At 68.6% G+C, this 14,831-nt stretch carries 12 protein-coding genes; 3 read left to right on the top strand and 9 right to left on the bottom strand.

The genetic code is table 11. The annotated features are described in order from the left end of the window. The first annotated feature begins 32 nt into the window (after positions 1-32). From FRZ61_RS04300 to FRZ61_RS04290, 3 genes are all read left to right on the top strand, one after another. Positions 33-1,283, top strand: a complete 1,251-nt coding sequence (locus tag FRZ61_RS04300) for an aminotransferase-like domain-containing protein (RefSeq protein WP_225309108.1) — start codon at positions 33-35, stop codon at positions 1,281-1,283. A 159-nt stretch (positions 1,284-1,442) separates the two neighbouring features. Next, positions 1,443-2,333: a LysR substrate-binding domain-containing protein gene (locus tag FRZ61_RS04295; protein WP_151115142.1), complete on the top strand. Its 891-nt coding sequence runs from the start codon at positions 1,443-1,445 to the stop codon at positions 2,331-2,333. 147 nt (positions 2,334-2,480) lie between these two features. Then, entirely contained in the window at positions 2,481-3,926 is a 1,446-nt protein-coding gene (locus FRZ61_RS04290) for a GNAT family N-acetyltransferase (protein ID WP_225309107.1), read from the top strand. A gap of 48 nt (positions 3,927-3,974) precedes the next feature. Here FRZ61_RS04290 and FRZ61_RS04285 read toward each other — a convergent pair whose 3' ends face one another. From FRZ61_RS04285 to FRZ61_RS04245, 9 genes are all read right to left on the bottom strand, one after another. Then, complete coding sequence (locus FRZ61_RS04285; RefSeq protein ID WP_151115141.1) at positions 3,975-5,453, bottom strand: aldehyde dehydrogenase family protein; 1,479 nt, start codon at positions 5,451-5,453, stop codon at positions 3,975-3,977. A 58-nt stretch (positions 5,454-5,511) separates the two neighbouring features. After that, positions 5,512-6,384, bottom strand: a complete 873-nt coding sequence (locus tag FRZ61_RS04280) for an FAS1-like dehydratase domain-containing protein (protein ID WP_151115140.1) — start codon at positions 6,382-6,384, stop codon at positions 5,512-5,514. 14 nt (positions 6,385-6,398) lie between these two features. Then, the gene (locus tag FRZ61_RS04275; RefSeq protein WP_151115139.1) at positions 6,399-7,556 is read right to left on the bottom strand and encodes an acyl-CoA dehydrogenase family protein; all 1,158 of its coding nucleotides are present in this window, start codon (positions 7,554-7,556) and stop codon (positions 6,399-6,401) included. A gap of 3 nt (positions 7,557-7,559) precedes the next feature. Next, positions 7,560-8,885 carry an MmgE/PrpD family protein gene (locus FRZ61_RS04270; protein ID WP_151115138.1) on the bottom strand — a complete coding sequence of 442 codons (1,326 nt, stop codon included), beginning with the start codon at positions 8,883-8,885 and terminating at the stop codon, positions 7,560-7,562. After that, positions 8,882-10,051: a CaiB/BaiF CoA transferase family protein gene (locus FRZ61_RS04265; RefSeq protein WP_151115137.1), complete on the bottom strand. Its 1,170-nt coding sequence runs from the start codon at positions 10,049-10,051 to the stop codon at positions 8,882-8,884. Before FRZ61_RS04265 ends, FRZ61_RS04270 begins: the two co-directional genes overlap by 4 nt. Positions 10,052-10,192: 141 nt before the next feature. Next, positions 10,193-11,155: a LysR family transcriptional regulator gene (locus FRZ61_RS04260; RefSeq protein WP_151115136.1), complete on the bottom strand. Its 963-nt coding sequence runs from the start codon at positions 11,153-11,155 to the stop codon at positions 10,193-10,195. Between the two features lie 319 nt (positions 11,156-11,474). Continuing rightward, positions 11,475-12,407, bottom strand: a complete 933-nt coding sequence (locus FRZ61_RS04255; RefSeq protein ID WP_191909292.1) for a LysR family transcriptional regulator — start codon at positions 12,405-12,407, stop codon at positions 11,475-11,477. Positions 12,408-12,447: 40 nt separating this feature from the next. Continuing rightward, complete coding sequence (locus FRZ61_RS04250; RefSeq protein WP_151115134.1) at positions 12,448-14,352, bottom strand: hypothetical protein; 1,905 nt, start codon at positions 14,350-14,352, stop codon at positions 12,448-12,450. After that, entirely contained in the window at positions 14,349-14,810 is a 462-nt protein-coding gene (locus FRZ61_RS04245; RefSeq protein ID WP_151115133.1) for a hypothetical protein, read from the bottom strand. Before FRZ61_RS04245 ends, FRZ61_RS04250 begins: the two co-directional genes overlap by 4 nt. Between the last annotated feature and the right edge of the window lie 21 nt (positions 14,811-14,831).

The following is a 14,831-nucleotide window of genomic DNA, read 5'->3' as shown; positions in this document are numbered from 1 at the left end:
ACTATAAGCCGTTCCTGAAAGAGAGCGGCATCATGCGCGATGACAGCTTCATGGCTTGGGACCGGGCCTTTGCGCGCCGGGCGGAAAGAATGCGTGCCTCGGAGATCCGGGAGCTCCTGAAGCTCCTCGATCAGCCCGAGATCATATCCTTCGCCGGCGGCATCCCCGACCCGGCGCTGTTTCCCGCCGAGGCCGTCCGCGAGGCCTATGACGCGGTGCTGAACGACCCCGCGCTCGGGCCGCAAGCGCTGCAATATTCCGTCAGTGAGGGCTATCGGCCGTTGCGGTCCTGGATCGCGGGCTATATGGCGCGGCGCGGCGTCATCTGCGATGTCGAGAACATCGTGATCACCTCGGGCTCGCAACAGGGGCTGGACCTGCTGGGCAAGCTCCTGCTGTCCGCGGGCGACACGGCCCTGGTCACGGCCCCCACCTATCTGGGGGCGCTCCAGGCCTTCAATCCTTACGAGCCGCGCTACGGCATCATCAACCCGATGGACAACCGCTCACCGGCAGCGATCGCCCGGGAGGCGGTGGGCAGCCGGATCGCACTGGCCTATGTGGTGCCGGATTTCGCCAATCCCACGGGCGAAACCCTGGACGAGGGCGCGCGCCTCCGCCTCCTCGAGATGGCCGAGGCGCTCGACATCCCGTTGATCGAGGATGCGGCCTATGAGGCGCTGCGCTTCGGCGGCAAGCCCGAACGCTCCTGCCTCTCGCTCGACCTGGAGCGCAGCGGCAATATCGATCGCTGCCGCACCGTCTATTGCGGCACCTTCTCGAAGACCATCGCCCCGGGATTGAGGGTCGGCTGGATCTGCGCCTCGCGCAGCCTCGTCCAGAAGGTCGTGCTCGCGAAGCAGGCCGCCGATCTGCACAGCAGCACGATCAACCAGATCGTCATGCATCGGCTGGCCGCCTCGATCTTCGATGCGCAGGTCGGGAAGATCACCCCCGTCTATGCCAGGCGGCGCGACGCGATGCTGGCAGCGCTCGAACGGCATATGCCGCCGGGCGTGACCTGGACCCGGCCCATGGGCGGGCTGTTCGTCTGGCTCACCCTGCCCGCTGGCCTCGACGGCGCCGACCTTCTCGAGCAGTCACTCAGCGAGGAGCGCGTGGCCTTCGTGCCCGGCGGCGCCTTCTTCGCGGATGGCAGCGGCAAGAACAGTCTGCGGCTGAACTACTCGCTGCAGTCGGAAGCGACCATCGAGGAAGGCGTCCGCCGCCTGGGCCACCTGCTCGGGCGGGTGCAGGGCGCCCTCCCCCGGAACGGGGGATAACGGTTCGCAAGTCTGGTTTGTGAGCACGACTCGTTCTGTCCCTTCTCCCGGAACGGGGGAAGGTTAGGAAGGGGGCTGCGCGGTGTCAGATACCGAGCAGCCCCCTCCCTTGCCCTCCCCCGCAGCGCGGGAGAGGGGATAAATAAGGACGCGACGAACATGGCCCTGCAGCTTCCGCCCCTTTCCGCCTTGCGCCTCTTCGAGGCGGCCGGCCGCTTGCAGAGCTTCAAGCTGGCGGCGGACGAGCTGCATCTCACGCCGAGCGCCGTCAGCCACGGCATCCTGACGCTGGAGCGCTGGCTCGGCACCGCGCTCTTCGAGCGGCGGACCAACGGCGTCGTCCTGACGGCGGCGGGAAAGGACTATCTCGCCTTCGTTTCGGAGGCGCTGGCGATGATCGCCGTCGGCACCCGCCGGCTGCCCAACGCGCGCGGCCACCGGCATGTCTCTATCAGCGCGGCGCCGACCTTCGCCTCCCGCTGGCTCCTGCCCCGGCTCGGCGATTTCCGGACCCGGCATCCCGATATCGCCATCGCGATCGACACCTCGCACCGGGTGATGGGTTTTCCCGTCGACAATGTCGATCTCGCGGTTCGGATGGCGCGCGCGCCCTGGCCCGACCTGGCATCGACCTGCCTCTTCACCGAACGGCTCGTGCCGGTCTGCGCGCCCGCATTCCGGGATCGTCACAAGAAGCGCGGCCGCCGCCTGGATCTCGCCGCACTCCCTCTCCTCCATGTCACCTCCGCGGCGGAGGATTGGGCCGCCTGGCTTGCCGCTGCCGGCCTCTCGGATATCGACCTCTCGACCGGGTTGAGCTTCGACACGGTGCATATGGCGACCGATGCCGCGGCGGCCGGGCTCGGCATCGCGATCGGCCGTCGCCCCTTGATCGATCCGGAGCTCGCGGCGGGGCACCTCGTCGAAGCCGCGACGCCGACAGTCGACGCGACCACCGGCTACTGGCTGGTCGAAGGGCCCGAGGCCGATGCCCGCCCGGAGCTGCGCGCGTTCGCCGAGTGGCTGAAGCAGGCCGCGAAAGACGGGTGAACGGAGCTGAGTCAGGCGGCATTCCAATTCATTTGCCGCCGCCACGCCCCAGCCACCATCTTTTCGCTCGAGGAGGACAGCCCCTGTCCCCCGGAAGGCGGAAGATCGATGCAGACTCTCATGGACAGAGGCGGGACTCGTGCCCGGATGCCCGCGCCTCGCGCCAGCCGCGGCGGCAGCGACACTCCTCCTCTGTCCCTGCGCTTCGCACCGCTGTCGCAGCTGCTGATGGATCGGAGCGCCCTCTGCCGTTTCCTGCATCGCCTGGCGCCGGGCGACCTGCGGCAGCGCTTCGGCGGCGCCCTGCCCTCGCGGGACCCGGCCGCGACCCTCCGGCGGCTCGGCATCGGCGACCCTCGAACCGAGATCTTCCTGGCGCTGGAGCCGACCGGCGAGGTGGCCGCTGTCGCTGGTCTCGCTGCTGTTTCTGCCGAAGCCGCGGAAACCGCGCTGATCGTCCGATCCGATCTGCAGCAGCAGGGGATCGGCGCCGCCTTGCTGGGCCACATGATCCGGCATGCCTGCGAGCGCGGGCTCGCGAGCTTGCAGGCGCATGTGCTCCACGAGAATGTCGCGGCCTGCCGCCTGGTGCGGAAGCTCGGCTTCCGGCCCTCCGGCCCGGTTGGCGCGTCGCTCTCCTTCCAGCTCGATCTGCCATCGGCGGGCCGGGCCGGCCACGAACCTGACGGAGAGGCCGCTTCGACGCCCGCGCCGGCGCTGGTCGGTTTCATCGGTCTCGGCGTCATGGGCGAGCCCATGGCGCTCAACCTGGCGAAGGCGGGCCAGCCGCTCCTGGTTTGGAACCGCTCGCCCGGCCGATATCGCGCTTTGGCCGAGGCCGGCGCCGCGATCGCGCAGGGTGCCGCCGAGCTCTTCGCCCGGTGCGAGACCGTGATCCTGATGCTGGCCGACGATGCCGCGATGGACAGCGTGCTCGACCGTGGCGGCAGCGCGTTCCGCGACCGGGTCAAGGGGCGCCTCATCGTCAACATGGCGACGATGGCGCCCGACTATTCGCGGACCCTCGCGGCCGACATCCGTGCCGAGGGCGGCCGCTATGTGGAGGCGCCGGTCTCCGGCTCGCGCAAGCCGGCGGAGGCCGGCCGGCTGGTGGCGATGCTCGCAGGCGAGCCCGAAGACCTGTCGGTGGTGCAGACGCTGCTGGCGCCGCTCTGCCGGGAGTCCGTGATCTGCGGTGCCGTGCCCGGCGCGCTCCTGATGAAGCTGGCGGTGAACATCTTCCTGATCACCATGGTGACGGGCTTGGCGGAGGCGACGCATTTCGCCCGGCGCCAGGGGCTCGATCTCGAGCGCTTCGCCGCCATTCTCGATGCCGGGCCGATGGCGAGCGAGGTGTCGCGCCTCAAGCTGGCGAAGCTGGTCGCGCAGGATTTCGCCGTGCAGGCCGCGATCTCGAACGTGCTGGAGAACAACCGGCTGGTGGCCGAGGCCGCGCGGGCGGCACAGATCGCTTCGCCGCTGCTCGATGCCTGCCACGCCCTCTATGGCGAGACCCAGGCCCAGGGCCTCGGCGGCGCCGACATGATCGCGGTGATCCGCGCGCTCGAGCGGCGGACGGCCACGCTCCGCTAGCAGCACCCCTCCCGTCCGCTTCGCCGGCCGAGGCCCGCGAACACGCGCTCAATCGTGCTTCATCACGAGGGTCTTGAGCGTGGTGACATCCTGGAGGGCCGCCATGCCCTTCTCGCGCCCATGGCCGGACTTCTTCATGCCACCGAAGGGCAGCTCGATGCCGCCGCCGGCCCCGTAGGCGTTGATATAGACCTGCCCCGCCTTCACCTTGCGGCCGACGCGCGTGGCGCGCTTGGCGTCCCGCGTCCAAACGCCGGCGATCAGGCCGAAATCCGTCCCGTTGGCGAGCGCCACCGCGTCGCTCTCGTCCTCGAAAGGCAGCACCGCCAGGATCGGCCCGAACACCTCGTCGCGCGCCAGCGTGTTCGCCCGCGCCACCGGGCCGAACAGCTTCGGCGCCACGAAGTAGCCGTCCTTCGGCACGCCGTCGGCGATCCGGCCCTCGGCGAGGAGCGTGATGCCGTCCGTGGCCGCGTTGGCGCAGAAGGTCTCGACCCGCTTCTTCTGGCGCGGGTTGATCAGGGGTCCGAGATCGAGATCCATCGCCGGCGTGCCGGCGCGCAGGGTGGCGAAGCGGTTGCTCACCGCGCCCACCACCCGGTCATAGGCGCTCTTCTCGACCAGGAGCCGCGAGCCCGCCGAGCAGGTCTGGCCCGCGTTCTGCACGATGGCGTTGACGAGGCTCGGCAGGGCGGAGTCGAGATCGACATCGGCGAACACGATCTGCGGCGACTTCCCGCCCAGCTCGAGCGTGCAGGGGATGTGGTTGCGCGCGGCCGCCGTCTGGACCAGCACGCCCACCTCGGGACTGCCGGTGAAGGAGAGGAAATCGATGCCGCGATGGGCGATGAGGGCGGCCCCGGCTTCGGTGCCGATGCCGGGGACAAGATTGATGGCACCTTCGGGAAAGCCCGCCTCAGCCGCAAGCTCCGCCAGCCGCAGCGGCGTGAGGCAGGCATCCTCGGCGGGCTTGATGACCGTGGCATTGCCGACCGCGAGCGCCGGCGCCAGGGTCCGGCCGAACATCTGGGCTGGATAGTTCCAGGGGATGATATGGCCGGTCACGCCATGCGGCTCGCGCTCGGTGGCGACGAAATAGCCGTTCATGAAGGGGATGGTCTCGCCATGGAACTTGTCGGCGGCCCCGCCGAAGAACTCGAAATAGCGGGCGCAGGCCTGGATGTCGGCACGGGCCTGCTTCATCGGCTTGCCGGTGTCGCGCGCCTCGAGGAGCGCCAGCTCCTCGGCATGATCGAGCACGAGAAGCCCGAGCCTGGAGAGGATCCGGCCGCGTTCGGCCGGCGCGAGCCGGCCCCAGGCGCCGGTCTCCCGCGCCTTGCGGGCGGCGGCGACCGCCGCGTCGATGTCGGCGGCATCGCCGGCCGCGATCCGCGCGAAGACGGTGCCTTCGGCCGGTGCATAGACATCGACCGTGCGGCCGGAATGGGAGGGCCGCCAGCGATTGTCGATGAAGATGCCCTTGGCCGGCTCGATCGCGGCGCTGGGAGCGGAACCTTCGGCAGCCATGGGAAATCTCCTTGCTGTCCTGCGGGACCGGCCTGTCGGCAGGAACGGCCCGCCTGTCTCACGCGTCGGTTGCGCGCGCTTCCATGTGACGCTGACCGTCGGGCCCTTGCGTCCAGAAGACGTTTTCCGCGCCCGGGCCGCCGGCGCAAACCGCGAGGGTCGCGCCGCTGAACGCCGGCGACAGGCCGCGATACTCGAAGCGCCGCGGGGCCCTGCCGCCCTCTGCGGCAGCGAGGTTGAAGAGCAATGTCGCCTGCAGCGGGCCATGGACGACCAAGCCCGGATAGCCCTCGACCTCGGTCGCGTAGGGCCGGTCGTAGTGGATACGGTGGCCGTTGAAGGTGATGGCGGAATAGCGGAAGAGCAGCGTGGGGCTGGTCTCGATCGCCCAGGAGCGGGCGACCGGCGCCGCTGCTGCCTTGTCGCCGCCGGTCGACGGCGCCGCCGAGCCCGGTTTCGCCGCCTCGCGATAGACGATGTCGTGCCGCTCGCGGATGGCGAGCCCGCGTTCCGTCAGATAGTCGTGATCGACCGCCACGAAGCAGAGCGAGCCGCTGCGGCCCTGCTTCTCGGTGATGTCGACGATGGTCGAGACCCGCCGGACGAGATCGCCCGTCCGCAAGACATCGAATGTTTCGATCGAGCCCCCGGCCCACATCCGCCGCGGCTGCGGCACCTGCGGCAGATGCAGATTCTTGGCCGGATGACCGTCCGGCCCCAGCGCCGCCATGCCGGCGATGGCGGGCGAGAGGCACCAATGGAAGCCCAGCGGCGCGGCCTCGCTGTCGACCGGCGCCAGATGCGGATCGAAGATCGCGCGAAAGCCCCGGACCAGCCGCTCGGTGACAAGGTCCTGCGCCTCGCTGCGCCGGCCGATCCATTCCGGGAAGGGCTTCGTGACGCCGTCTGTCCGGTCAGGTTTCGCGCTCATCAGAGGCCGTCCCTTCAATAGGACCGCGGCATGCCCAGCACATGCTCGGAGAGATAGGACAGGATCAGGTTGGTCGAGATCGGCGCCACCTGATAGAGCCGGGTCTCGCGGAACTTGCGCTCGACATCATATTCCTCGGCGAAGCCGAAGCCGCCATGGGTCTGGATGCAGGCATTGGCCGCCTCGTTCGAGGCATCGGCCGCCAGCATCTTCGCCATGTTGGCCTCGGCACCGCAATCCCGGCCCGCTTCGTAGAGACGGACCGCTTCCTTCACCATGAGCTCGGCCGCGCGCATATTGGCGTAGGCGCGCGCGATCGGGAACTGGATGCCCTGGTTCTGGCCGATCGGCCGGCCGAACACCACGCGCTCCTTGGCATAGCCCGAGGCCTTCTCGATCAGCCATTTCGCGTCGCCGACGCATTCGGCGGCGATGAGGATGCGCTCGGCATTCATGCCGGAGAGGATGTAGCGGAAGCCCTTGCCCTCCTCGCCCACCAGGTTCTCGGCCGGGACGCACACATTGTCGAAGAACACCTCGGTGGTCGAGTGGTTCATCATGGTGCGGATCGGCCGGATGGTGAGCCCCGCCTTCAATGCTTCGCGCATGTCGAGCACGAAGACCGAGAGCCCGTCGGTGCGCTTGGCGACCTGGTCGCGCGGCGTGGTACGGGCGAGCAGCAGCATCAGGTCGGAATATTCGGCGCGGCTGGTCCAGATCTTCTGGCCGTTGACGACGTAGTGGCCGCCCTCCTTGCGCGCGAAGGTCCTGAGCGAGGTGGTGTCGGTGCCGCTCGTCGGTTCGGTCACGCCGAAGGCCTGGAGCCTGAGCTTGCCGGACGCGATCCCCGGCAGGTAGCGCTGCTTCTGGTCCGCATTGCCATGCCGGAGCACGGTGCCCATGGTGTACATCTGCGCATGGCAGGCGGCGCCGTTGCAGCCGGCGCGCTGGATCTCCTCCAGCACGGCGGCGGCGGCCGAGAGCGTCAGCCCCGCCCCGCCATATTCCTCGGGGATCAGCGTCGCGAGATAGCCGGCCTCGGTCAGGGCCGTCACGAACGCTTGCGGATAGGCCCGGCTCGCATCGAGCTTGCGCCAATACTCGCCGGGGAACTGCGCGCAGAGCTTGCGGACCGCGTCGCGGATTTCCGGATGGTCTTCGGCCTCGAGCATCGATCAGGCGCTCCGCCGTTTCACGACCGGCGCCTCGCCGCGCCGGAAAAGGCCCAGCGACGCGACGGGCCGGTCCTCGGTCAGCGCTTCCACGGACGCGATGAAGCCGTCGGCCTCGGCCGGCGTCATGCCGCCCTCGGTCAGCAGCATCCGGCCCTTGACCGCGAGCTCGGCGCTCGTGACCGGATTCTCCGGGTCGCCCTTGCAGGCGCGGCGGAGCGCGTTGAACTTACGGCCATCAGTGGTCTCGACCGAGACGTCGGCGCCCCAGGCATCCGGATAGGCGGCGTCGATCGAAGGCGATCTCGCGATCTCGACCTTCTTGCGCAGCTCGGCCGCCCGGGCACGGGCTTCGGGTCCGAAGCTCGACTGCACGACCCGACCATCCATGAGCGCGATCGCCACGCAATGCTGCAGCGAGAACTTCGCGCTGTAGGGATCTTCCGGCTGCGGCCGGTCGCAGACATCGAGGGCCGCCTGGTAGGTACCGACGGTGATGCGCGCGGGCACGGCACCCTTCAGCTCGCCATGGAGTGCGATGGCCGCGTCGATCGTCGGATGGGTATGGCGGCAGCAGGGCCAGGGCTTGATCGAGGTCCGCACCAGCTCCCAGGGCGCCTCCGGATCGGCGGTGACGGCCGCCGGGACAGGATCGGGGCAGAGTCCGGCGAAGAAGCCCTTCTCGCCCTCGAGGATCCGGTCGGAGCCGGTGAAGCCCTCCTTGGCCAGCAGTGCCGCGAGCACGCCCGATTCCGCGGCGCGGGCCGTGTGCAGATGCTTGCTCATGGCGCCGGCGGCGAGGAATTCCCAGAGCCCCGAGGATTGCGTGCCAGCATTGCCGAGCGCCCAGACGGCTTCGTCCTCCGTCAGGCCGATCAGCTCGGCCGACGCCATCGCCGAGCCGAAGGGTCCGCAGGTCGAGGTGTTGTGCCAGATGCGGTAATGCGCCTTGCCGACCGCCATGCCGACGCGGCAGCAGGCCTCGTAGCCCGCCAGCACCGCCTTGAGGAAGGCGCGGCCGCCCAGATTGCGCTCCTCGGCGAGCGCCCAGGCGGCCGGGATGACGACCGAGCCCGGATGGACCACGGACTGGCGGTGGAGGTCATCCATCTCGAGGATATGGGCGAGCCCGCCCAGATAGAAGGCACGCCGCGCGGTGTCGCCGCTCTCGGGCGGAGCCACGGCCCTCAGCATGCGCGCGGGCTCGGTCTTGAGCGCGCCCAGCGCGCAGCACAGCGTGTCGAGCACGAACAGCGCCGACCAGCGCAGATCCTCCTCCGAGACTGGCTTCGCCCGGATGAGACGGACGAGATCCCTGGTGAGACTCATGATTTGGCTCCTCGGGCTAGGCCGCGCCTGATCGTCTCGGGGCGACCGCAGAATTCGTGGCGCAAGGGCTGGTCATGCTCGCCCAGCCGCGGAACCCGGCGCAGGCTGGGGCGCTGGCCATCGACGATGACCGGCGGCGCCATCAGCTCGACGGCACCTTCCGGCGTCTCCACCCGCGCGGTCGTGGCGCTGCGATGATGCGCCAGATCCGCCATCGTCGAGACCCGGCCATAGGCGATGCGCACCCGGTCGAGCAGCGTCGCGAGCGCGTCGATGGTGAACCCGCCGATCCGCTCCTGGACCCGCCGGTCCAGCTCCTCCCGGTTCTGCACCCGCGCCGTGTTGCGTTCGAAGCGCGGATCGGCCGGCATGGCCGGATCGCCCAGCACCTCATCGCAGAACACCTTCCATTCGCGCTCGTTCTGGATCGCGATCAGGATGTCGCCGTCGCTGGCATGGAACACGCCATAGGGCGCGATCGAGGGATGGGCGAGGCCGATGCGGCGCGGCTCCTTGCCGCCATAGCGCCGCGTCAGATAGGGGACGTTGAGATACTCCGCGATGGTGTCGAAGAGCGAGATCTGGAGATGGCTGCCCTTGCCGGTGCGCTCGCGCTGGAGGAGCGCCTGCAGGATCGCGGCATAGGCCGCCTGCCCCGTCGCGATATCGCTGATCGAGATGCCGACGCGGGTGGGGCCCGAGGCTTCCGACCCGGTCACGCCGGCGAGACCCGCCTCGGCCTGGATCAGGAGATCGTAGGCCTTGCGGCTCTCGTCGGGCGTGCCGGGCGCATAGCCGCCGATGTCGCAGACCACGAGCCGGGGATAGCGCGCCCGCAGCGCGGTGCTGCCGATCCCCAGACGGTCGGTGGCGCCGGGCGCCAGGTTCTGGATGAAAACGTCGGCCCTGGCCAGCATCGCCTCGACGAGACCCATATCCTCGGGCCGCTTCAGATCGACGGTGCAGGATTCCTTGCCGCGGTTGTTCCAGACGAAATAGCTGGACTGGCCGTGCACATAGTCGTCATAGCCGCGGGCGAAATCGCCCTCCGGCCGCTCGAGCTTGATGACCCGCGCGCCCGCATCCGCCAGCCGCGAGGTCGCGAACGGCGCGGCCACGGCCTGCTCCAGAGCGATGACGGTGGTCCCCTCCAGCGCGCCGGGCATGGCTCCTGATCCTTGTCTTCGCAGACAGGACTCACGCGCCGCGGCGGGTTTAAGTCAAATATGATTTTGCAATGGCGGGTATAGCGAATCTTGCAGGCGCCGACACCGCCCGCCGGTCCGCGCCGTTGGCCGATAGTCCAATCACTGGAAGAGGTTCGGCCGCTGGCTGTCGTCGGACAATTCCGCCGTCCATTCGCCATCGCGCACGAGCCGCCGCAGGATTTCCCAGGAGAGCTGGCCGATGGCCCGCGGCGCGTTGAGCAGCGGCCGCTCGGTGGAATAGGCCAGATAGACCTTGCGGGTGATCTTGGGCTTGGCGAAATGCCAGATCCGGAAGTCGCCGGCCTCGGCCTCCTTGTCGACGGCCATGCGCGGCAGGATCCCGTAACCCAGCCCGCGCCGGACCAGCTTCTTGATCTGGCTGTAGGAGTCCATCTCGATCGCCGGCGAGATCGAGACGCGGGCCGACTGGGCCGCATCGTCGATCAGCTCGCGCAAGCCATGCCCCGGCCCCGGCACCACCACCGGCAGCGAAGCGGCATCGGCGAGGCTGATATTGTCGCCGTCGAGATCGGCCTGCCCCTCCATCGCGGGGCTGGCGAACATGCAGATCTCCTCCGAGAGGGCATGATGCACCGCGAGCCCGCGCGGATCGGAGGTCGAGTAGATCATGGCAAGATCGACATCGCCGCGCTTGAGCCAGCCCAGGATGAAGCCACTCATGGCCTCGACCACGCGGATGCGGGCCTCGGGATAGCGCGCCTTGGCGCTCTCGATCAAGGGGGCCGCCAGCAGCTCGCTCACCGTGCCCGGCATGCCGAAGCGCACCTCGCCGCGGGGCGCCACCGCCTCGCCGCGCACGCTGTCGGGGATCTCCGCGAGCTCCGCCAGGATGCGCTTGGCATGGCGCAGCAGCCGCTGCCCGGCTTCGGTGGCCGCGACCCCCTGGGTCGAACGATGGAGCAGCGTGATGCCGAGCTCGTCCTCCATATGGCGCACATGTTGGCTCAAGGCCGGTTGCGCGACATGGAGCTGATTGGCCGCCTTCGAGAATGAGCCGGTCTCGACGACTTTGGAGAAATAACGAAGCTGCCTCAGATCCATCGGAAGCCCTCCCTGGGGGTGCCCCGCGATCTCCTTCATGCGCCGGATCGCTACGGTCTAACCGCTTATGCACCCTAGACAAATAACTTATGCTGCTTCGATTTTCGTTGCCATAGCCGTCTAGCCCCCGGGCCGGCGCGCCTATACCGGTTTAAGGGCATTGACGAAGCGCTTGTAAGCTCATGATTGGTTGGCCGGATCGATCCATCGCCCGGATTGGTTCGAGGAGACCGCAGCAGACGGCGGCATTTTTATCCACAAGCGACGGACGAGCGCTCGCGGCCCGCGGGAGAAGTGTCGGAGCGATGATCAAGCGGATTCAGAACAGCGTGTCGTGCTTCGCCTTGAGGGCCGCGGCCCGCTGGACCAGGTAATCGACCAGCACCGTCGACACCTGGAAATTGCGGACGCTCTTCGGCCGCACCACCGCGATGGTGCGCTGCATCTGGCTCTCGTCGATATCGAAGGAGGAGAGCTGCCCGTCATCGACCTCCCGCTTGACGCTGTGATAGGGCAGGATCGTCGAGCAGGGCGTCGCCTCGCCGATGAGGACCGATTTCACGGCATCCAGCGAATCCAGCTCCAGCTCCGGCTTCAGCGTCACCTGCCGGCTGTCGCAGACCCGGTCGATGATCCGCCGCAGCTCATGGATGGCGCTGGGCAGTACCAGCTTCATGCGGGCGATCTCGGCCAAGGTGCGCGGATGCCGGTCCGTCGTCGGCGAGGGCGCCGTCACCAGCACGAGCCTTTCGGAGAACAGCGCCACGGCATCGCCCTCCAACCGCGCGTTCGCCCGGTAGGTCAACGACAAGTCGAGCTTGTTCTGAGCGACCAGGCTCTGCAGGTCTCCGCTATAGGCCTCGATCACCGAGAGCGTCAGGCCCGGATAGTTCCCATGAAGATGGAGGACGAGGTCGGGCAGCAGGAAGGGTGCGATGGTCGGGCAGATGCCGAGCACGACCTCGCCGCGCAGGGTCGAGGAGCGATGCTTCAGCTCCTGGACGATCTCGTCGAGCCCATTCAGGTAGCGCCGCGAGCGGGTCAGGAGGAAGCGGCCTTCCTCGGTGGGCTCGGCACCCCGGCCGCTGCGGTTGATCAGGGAGAAGCCGATCTCCTTCTCCAGGAGCTTGATCTGGCGGGTGAGCGCCGGCTGCGCGATCCCGATCGAGCTCGAGGCGCGCGAAAAACCGCCATGCTCGCAGACGGCGATGAAATATCGCAGACGCCTGAGATCGATGCCGGCCTTTTCCAATCCACCCATCCGTTGCGAAACCAACCCGAAGCCCTGGCCGTCAGCGTTCCGCCACGCGGCCCAGCCACCGCGCGATCCATCCCGGCGTCGGCAGCCGCTGCAGCGGGCTGCGCGGCGACCCCAACGCCAATCGGTGCTGCGGCAGCGCATCGATGACCGACAGGCGGCCGCGATAGGCGAGCCACCAGAGGATCAGCACCCCGATCAGCCAGAAGAAGATCTGCCAGACGAGCAGCGAGGGCATGCCGAGGGCGACGTTGCCGCCGGTGAAGATCGGGCGGCTGAAGAAGCTGTTGCCGAGGATCGCCCCGGGACCGAGCGCCAGGAACGCCCAGATCAGGGTCAAGGACCATCGGGCGGTGCGGATCGCCCGGCCGCCGGGCTCGGCGCGCTGACCGGCCTCGAACTCGTCATGCAGCCGCTGGCGGTGGTCGCGCTCTTCGCCGCCGCGGGTGAAGAGCGAGACCAGCAGACAGGCCGCGACATTGAAGACCAGGCCCCAGCCCGCGGAATGGATCGTGAGCGGCCAGCGTCCCCAGGGCAGGTCGAGGAACAGCCCCTCGAACAGGATCAGCCCAAAGGGCTCTGTAAACACGACGATGATGATGCCGATCACGAGCCCTGCCAGCACGGCGCTGCGGCTGACCCAGGGCAGCCAGCAGAGCCCGAGGAAGGCGGGCAGCAGCTGGGCCGCGAGGCTGAGGGCAAGGGAGGAGAAGACGGTGGCGCTCAAGGGCGCGAAGCTGGCCGTGAGCGCGATGGCGGCGAAGATCGCCGCGAGCGCGATGCGCGCCGCGAGCTTGCGGCCGGCCGGCGAGAGCTCGGGCAGGACATAGCGGGCGACGAGCTCGATCGTGACGATGCTGGCGCCGGAGCTGGCGAAGAAGGCGATGCCGATCTGCAATGCTGCCACCAGGAGCATCAGCAGGCCGATCCCCAGAAGCTGATCCATCGAGCCCAGCCTTGCGACGAGGCCCGCGAAGGCGGCGGGCGTTCCGGCAAGGCCGGCCGGCGCGGCGGCCGCGATCTCGGCGGCGATGACCGGCGCGATCAGCAGCAGCGCGCCCGCCGCGATGCCGCCCGTCATCCAGACCTGCTCGAAGGCGAAGCCCTTCCGGGTCTGGCTGGTGATGCCGAGGAAGCCGAAGCCGGGGCTCAGCACGATGCCGATCAGGGACAGCGCGAAGGAAAGGATGGCGACCGTGGTCCAGAGGCCGCCTGTGGGCAGCTGCTTGCCGATCCCGTCCGTGAACTGGATCACGCCCGGGATCTGGTCGGCGAGGATGCCGGCGGGCGTGGCGATGCCCTTCGTGAACAGAGCCAGCCCGTCGAAGGTGATGCCGGCAAAGCCGCCGGTGAAGAGGATCAGGGTCAGGACCAGGAAGGACTGGCCGGCCACGACATAGACCACCGCCCGCCAGCCGCCGATGACCGCATAAAGGAAGAGGAAGAAGGCGGTGACCCAGATCACGAGGCCGGCGCGGAGCGAGCCCCCCGTGGCGGCCTCGACCAGCTGCCCGATCTCGCCCAGCCCGTAGGCCGCGAAGGGGATCGTGAACAGGAACAGGATGGCGAGAAGATAGAGGCGCAGCGCGACGCTGCCGAAATACTCGCCCATCAGGTCGCCGATCGTGCCGAGGCCGGTGATGCGCGCGGCGAGCCAGATCCGCTTCTGCACCAGGGCGCCGCAAAGCCCGACCAGCACCAGCCCGACCGCGACATGGCTGTATTGCAGCCCGTAGAGCGAGGTCAGGAGGATATGGTCCGGCAGGCCGAGGCCGGCCACCACCACGCCGGTGCCGGCGAAGATCGTGGCCCAGGACGGAATCTCGCGGGCGCCGTCGAGGAAATCCTCCGGGCGGCCGAAGGATCGGGCGCAGCGCGTTGCGATATAGACCGCGTAGGCGAAGAACAGTCCCGACAGGATGAGGAAGGGCGTCGTCATCGCCGCTCCTGCCGCGAATTCCGGTCGGGGCCGTCAGTCCCGAAATCGCCGATCACATCGAAGGCCTCGAAGCTGCGGCGCACGCCGAAATGCGTGATCATGTAGAAGACGACGGCGGCGAAGAGCCCGCCGAAACCCAGGCTCAGCGGCAGGAAGTTCCGGGCGCCGAATCCCGGTACGAGGAGCGCCGCCAGCCCGCAGGCGACGAGCGCCCCCGCATAGATGACCAGCCCCAGCGCCAGCTCGCGCCGGCTGAAGCCCGTGTCATAGACGGCATTCACGATGATGTGGCCGATGAAGGCCGCGAGCACGGCACCGAAGGCCGACAGGGTCGCGATCCAGCCGCCCCCGTCGCTGCCATAGTCGAACAGCATGACCGCGACCAATCCCAAGGCCAGCCAGATCGCCATGACCAGCGCATGGCGATCCAAAGCCTGGGTCTTCGTCAACGGGCTCATGGCCCCTCAATCCCGTCCGTT

It is taken from the genome of Hypericibacter adhaerens, from assembly GCF_008728835.1.
GTDB lineage: Bacteria > Pseudomonadota > Alphaproteobacteria > Dongiales > Dongiaceae > Hypericibacter > Hypericibacter adhaerens.
Note: the sequence above shows the minus strand (reverse complement) of the source record. Positions and strands in the feature narration are given on the sequence as shown.

Bases quoted from the DNA above. Each gene is read 5' to 3' on its own strand.
- FRZ61_RS04300 (WP_225309108.1), top strand. From the start codon at position 33: ATGCGCGATGACAGCTTCATGGCTTGGGACCGGGCCTTTGCGCGCCGG.
- FRZ61_RS04295 (WP_151115142.1), top strand. From the start codon at position 1,443: ATGGCCCTGCAGCTTCCGCCCCTTTCCGCCTTGCGCCTCTTCGAGGCG.
- FRZ61_RS04290 (WP_225309107.1), top strand. From the start codon at position 2,481: ATGCCCGCGCCTCGCGCCAGCCGCGGCGGCAGCGACACTCCTCCTCTG.
- FRZ61_RS04285 (WP_151115141.1), bottom strand. From the start codon at position 5,453: ATGGCTGCCGAAGGTTCCGCTCCCAGCGCCGCGATCGAGCCGGCCAAG.
- FRZ61_RS04280 (WP_151115140.1), bottom strand. From the start codon at position 6,384: ATGAGCGCGAAACCTGACCGGACAGACGGCGTCACGAAGCCCTTCCCG.
- FRZ61_RS04275 (WP_151115139.1), bottom strand. From the start codon at position 7,556: ATGCTCGAGGCCGAAGACCATCCGGAAATCCGCGACGCGGTCCGCAAG.
- FRZ61_RS04270 (WP_151115138.1), bottom strand. From the start codon at position 8,885: ATGAGTCTCACCAGGGATCTCGTCCGTCTCATCCGGGCGAAGCCAGTC.
- FRZ61_RS04265 (WP_151115137.1), bottom strand. From the start codon at position 10,051: ATGCCCGGCGCGCTGGAGGGGACCACCGTCATCGCTCTGGAGCAGGCC.
- FRZ61_RS04260 (WP_151115136.1), bottom strand. From the start codon at position 11,155: ATGGATCTGAGGCAGCTTCGTTATTTCTCCAAAGTCGTCGAGACCGGC.
- FRZ61_RS04250 (WP_151115134.1), bottom strand. From the start codon at position 14,352: ATGACGACGCCCTTCCTCATCCTGTCGGGACTGTTCTTCGCCTACGCG.
- FRZ61_RS04245 (WP_151115133.1), bottom strand. From the start codon at position 14,810: ATGAGCCCGTTGACGAAGACCCAGGCTTTGGATCGCCATGCGCTGGTC.